5 protein-coding genes are annotated in these 3,747 nt (G+C 63.9%); 2 read left to right on the top strand and 3 right to left on the bottom strand.

Annotated features, from left to right (window positions below; translation table 11 throughout):
* Positions 1 to 4: 4 nt before the first annotated feature.
* Positions 5 to 157 (top strand): helix-turn-helix domain-containing protein, encoded by a 153-nt coding sequence (locus ABWU19_RS14465; protein WP_435902356.1) that lies wholly within the window; start codon positions 5 to 7, stop codon positions 155 to 157.
* Here ABWU19_RS14465 and ABWU19_RS14460 read toward each other — a convergent pair.
* Entirely contained in the window at positions 143 to 1,726 is a 1,584-nt protein-coding gene (locus ABWU19_RS14460; RefSeq protein ID WP_119358793.1) for a UvrD-helicase domain-containing protein, read from the bottom strand. The two genes, ABWU19_RS14465 and ABWU19_RS14460, sit on opposite strands and share 15 nt — an antisense overlap.
* Before the next feature lie 18 nt (positions 1,727 to 1,744).
* Here ABWU19_RS14460 and ABWU19_RS14455 point away from each other — a divergent pair, with 18 nt between their 5' ends.
* Positions 1,745 to 2,383, top strand: coding sequence for an excalibur calcium-binding domain-containing protein (locus tag ABWU19_RS14455; protein WP_119358794.1), 639 nt, complete (start codon positions 1,745 to 1,747; stop codon positions 2,381 to 2,383).
* A gap of 16 nt (positions 2,384 to 2,399) precedes the next feature.
* Here the strand turns inward: ABWU19_RS14455 and ABWU19_RS14450 are convergent, their stop codons facing one another.
* Positions 2,400 to 3,152 carry a hypothetical protein gene (locus ABWU19_RS14450; protein WP_119358795.1) on the bottom strand — a complete coding sequence of 251 codons (753 nt, stop codon included), beginning with the start codon at positions 3,150 to 3,152 and terminating at the stop codon, positions 2,400 to 2,402.
* Positions 3,153 to 3,178: 26 nt separating this feature from the next.
* On the bottom strand, positions 3,179 to 3,652 hold the full coding sequence (locus ABWU19_RS14445; protein ID WP_435902355.1) for a transposase: 474 nt from the start codon (positions 3,650 to 3,652) through the stop codon (positions 3,179 to 3,181).
* Positions 3,653 to 3,747 lie beyond the last annotated feature (95 nt).

The raw sequence follows: 3,747 nt of genomic DNA, 5'->3' as shown, positions 1-3,747 counted from the left end.
GGAGGTGCTGCGCCTGGCGGCAGCAGGGCCGGTGGGCCCTTCGAGCGTCAGCCGGGCGCTTGGAATCGCCAAGAGTTCCGCCAGCGACAGGCTCCGGCGGCTGGAGCGGCTGGGGTTGCTGGTGAAGCAGGGCTCGAGTTATTTAGCCACCAAATAGCCTCTTCCAGAATCGACCCAAAAGACCTGGGGTACGTGGATCGGTCTTGCGCGCTTGCGCCTCAATCTCTGGTGTACAGAGCTGACGCTTGCCAGCTTTGAGCTCCCTGGCGAGATCTTTTTGTCGTTCAAGGGCCTCTGCGAAGGCCCCCTTGACCAGGGTATCGCGGGCGCGTGTGAAGGCCACATAGGTCAGGTTGGCCTCCTCTGGGTACAGCTTCACACACCGATGTGTGGGGTTCTCCTGGGCTAAGGTCACCCCCGTGAAGTCTTCTGCCAGAGTCACCCGATCCCACTCGCGGCCCTTGGAGCGGTGAGCGGTGGAGACCACCACCTCAGCATGTTCCTCGTCCACCAAACTGTTGCGCAAGGTACGGCACACCTTGGGAATGCTGTCTTTGTACTCCTCGACAAGGCGCTCGTAGGGCCGGTACTGTGCGGCAATGGTGGGAAAGCGCTCAATGAGGTGCTTCAGTTGTTTCCAGCTGCTAAAGAGCGAGAACTCAGGGTGGCGGGGTTTCTGCCCCTGGTAAAGGCGGTAGGCGGCTTCCAGGGCATCGGTGAGCTCCTCAATCTTGTTCACCAGAGCTACTTTTTTGCCCTGCTCCAGCAGCGCCAGCACCTCCCGGAGCGCCCCGGCGTTGGTGCGGCTGAGGATGGCAGTAGATCCGTCCTGTTTCGGCTTGGGGTTGCCGCGCACCTGGCGCTCCTCCCCTTTGAAGAGGCGGAGCAGTTCGCTGGCCTCATCTGCAATGTGTTCCTTGAAGCGAAAAGACTGGGAGAGGAGGAGCTCCTGCCCGTCGAGGCGTTCCATGGCGTTCACCGCACCGCGCCAGGCGTAGATCTGCTGGTGGGGGTCACCTACGAAGATGCGCTGTGCGGCCTGGGGCAGCAGGATGCCAAGCATCGCGGGGTTGGCATCCTGGGCCTCATCGAAGAGGATCACGTCGTAGGGGAGCTGGGGGCGGGTGAGCTGGTAGAGCTTGAGGTAGACATCGTGGCTGACCGGATAGCTGGCCTCTGTGTCTGATAAAAGCTCCCACGCCCGCTGGGCCAGGGGCACCAGGCAGGCCGCAAAGTCATCAAATCTCTTGCCTGCTGCCTCGATCTCCAGGCGTAGGATGTCAGGGATGTGTTCCGCTTTGACAGTTTCAGCCTCCGACTGGGTAAAGCGGTTCACGGTCTCAAGCACCGGGAACAGGGCCTCTTCCCGGTCGCGGAAGCCCCACTCCCGAAGGTCATCGAGGCCGGGCATGTCCTCAGCCAGCAGGCGGCGGGCCTGGAAGAGACTTCCCCTCAAGCGATTCTTCTCATCAAACGGCTTGCCCGTCTTCTGGTAGGCTAGGGCGTGGTTGGTCATCGCGTCGGCCAGGTCGCCGAACTTCTCCTTAGCCTCTTCTGCCAGAGCCTTGCTAAACGTCAGGTAGAGGATGCGCTTGCCTGCCAGCGCTTTGGCGACTTCTACCAGGGTGAAAGTCTTGCCCGCCCCGGCGAAGGCCACCACCTTGAGATGATTACCAGTCTTTGCGGCTTCCACGACCGCTTTTTGTTCATCCGTTAGCGTTGCCATTGATTAGGATTATCTATCATGTTACGACTTTTTGTTGCTCTTTTGACCCTGCTGAGCCTGGCCCAGGCTCAGCAGACCCTAACAGGTCGTGCCAGCGTGATAGACGGGGACACCCTGGAGGTGCAGGGTGTTCGCATCCGGCTGTGGGGCATAGACGCGGTGGAGTCCTCACAAACCTGCCTGGACGCTTCGGGGAAGGCCTGGCCGTGTGGACGCCGCGCCGCTTTCGCCCTGGCGGATTTCCTAGGGCAGCGCACCGTGCGTTGCGAGCGGCGGGACACCGACCGCTACGGACGGATGGTGGCGGTGTGCTACGTGGGTGGAATAGAGATCAACCGCTGGCTGGTGGAACAGGGCTGGGCCCTCGCTTACGTCAGGTACGGAGGGAGTGTCTACCTTGACGCCCAGCGCCAGGCCCAGGCTCTGAAACGGGGCATCTGGCAAGGGCGTTTCACACCGCCCTGGGAGTACCGCCGCAACCCGGCTAACCCGCCCAGCGCCGGAGCGCCAAGAAGTCCAGCTACCCCACCAAGCAGCGTTTACTATCGCAGCTGCGCCGAGGCCCGAGCTGCCGGAGCCGCGCCCCTCTACCGGGGCCAGCCGGGGTACCGCCCAGGACTGGATCGGGATGGGGACGGGGTGGCCTGTGAGCGCTGAGGCGCGGCCCCCGGCGTCAGAGGGCAACCCGGCAGTGCCGCACCAGCTCCCGCCGCAGCCTACCCACCAAGACCCCCAGCTCCCGCAGGGCTTCGAGCAACTCCTCGCGGGTGTCGGCTTCTGTCCAGTCCGTGCGCCAGCCCATTGCCTCGAGTTCCTCTTCCGAGGTTTCCAGCTGTACCCTCAGGTAGAACAGCCTTGAAAGTACCCTCTGGGTGCAGCGGGCGATGTCCTCGCTCACCGTAGCCGGCCACTCCCCCCGGCTGCTTTCCAGGAAGGTGCTCAGCGTCCCTAGCCACCTGGCTGCCTCGTCCAACTGCGCCGAGCCACCCCGAAGAAAGCGGTGGCACTCCCGCAGACGGTCTCTGGCTTCGATCAGCTGCTGGGCTATCTTCTGCCAGCGTCCGCTAAGGCGCTCCTCCAGGCTTTCCAGCAGGCTGGATGTTGGCGACAGACCGAAATCAAGTTCCTCCAGGGCTTCGTTGCGCAGGCTGGCCAGGACGGCTTTGGCATAGGCGGCCTCGAAGAGCTCGGGCGGGCGGTATCCAGCCCGGCTTAGCCCGGCCAACTCGGCCAGGCTGAAGCAGGCGTACAGGAACCACCGCAGCCCCTTCCAGGCCTCCAGCTGGGCTCCAGTGACAAGCTGGGGGTCGGCCTGCGGCCATCGCTTGACCAGCTCCAGGGAAACCCGCTCTACCGGCTCCCTCAGCAGCTCGGCAGCCTCGCTCAGGGTGAAGCGCTGTGCGCGCCTGGCCTCCAGCAGTTCCATAGATAAGCTCCTCGCACGTACCAAGGCTAGCAGGCTCCTGGACTGGAATCCAGCTCGCCTGCCGAAACCAGCGCCTCCACCTCCGCCCACACCCCCTGGCTGACCCAGTTCTGATAGTGCCAGTAGACCATCTTCCCCGGCGGGTAGCTGGACGGCAGGCTCTTCCAGGGCCGCCCCTCCCGCAGCACCAGGAAGATGGCCTCCACGAGGGAGCGCCTGGCGTAGCGGGGTGGGGCTCCTCTGGCTTGGGGTTCAAACAGCGGCTCCAACCGCTGCCACAGCGCATCGGGGAGGGGATACGGGTAGCGGGGGTCAGGCTCCCGTTTCGGACGAACACGCTTCCCATACACCCACCTCCAGGCTGTCCCGTTGCTCACCCCATACTTCCGGGCCAGGCTGCGGGCGCTGGCCCCTGTCCGGCGGTGCTCCTCAATCAGGGCAACCCGAACTTCTCCTTTCCCCGACGGCCCCGGCTTCTTGCGAGGAAGAAAGTAGGTCAAGTTACCTTGAATACCCCGATTGCCCTGCACACGCCTGCCTCTGTGGCTGGCACGGCGACCCGGAGAGGGCCTGTAGCTGCACCCCCACCCAGCGG

The sequence above is a fragment of the Meiothermus cerbereus genome (assembly GCF_051297115.1).
Classification (GTDB): Bacteria; Deinococcota; Deinococci; order Deinococcales; family Thermaceae; genus Meiothermus; species Meiothermus cerbereus_A.
The sequence above is the reverse complement of the archived record's forward strand: the minus strand, read 5'-3'. Positions and strand labels throughout refer to the sequence as shown.

Coding starts and splice junctions, on each gene's coding strand:
- ABWU19_RS14460 (WP_119358793.1), bottom strand. CDS start 1,726: ATGGCAACGCTAACGGATGAACAAAAAGCGGTCGTGGAAGCCGCAAAG.
- ABWU19_RS14455 (WP_119358794.1), top strand. CDS start 1,745: ATGTTACGACTTTTTGTTGCTCTTTTGACCCTGCTGAGCCTGGCCCAG.
- ABWU19_RS14450 (WP_119358795.1), bottom strand. CDS start 3,152: ATGGAACTGCTGGAGGCCAGGCGCGCACAGCGCTTCACCCTGAGCGAG.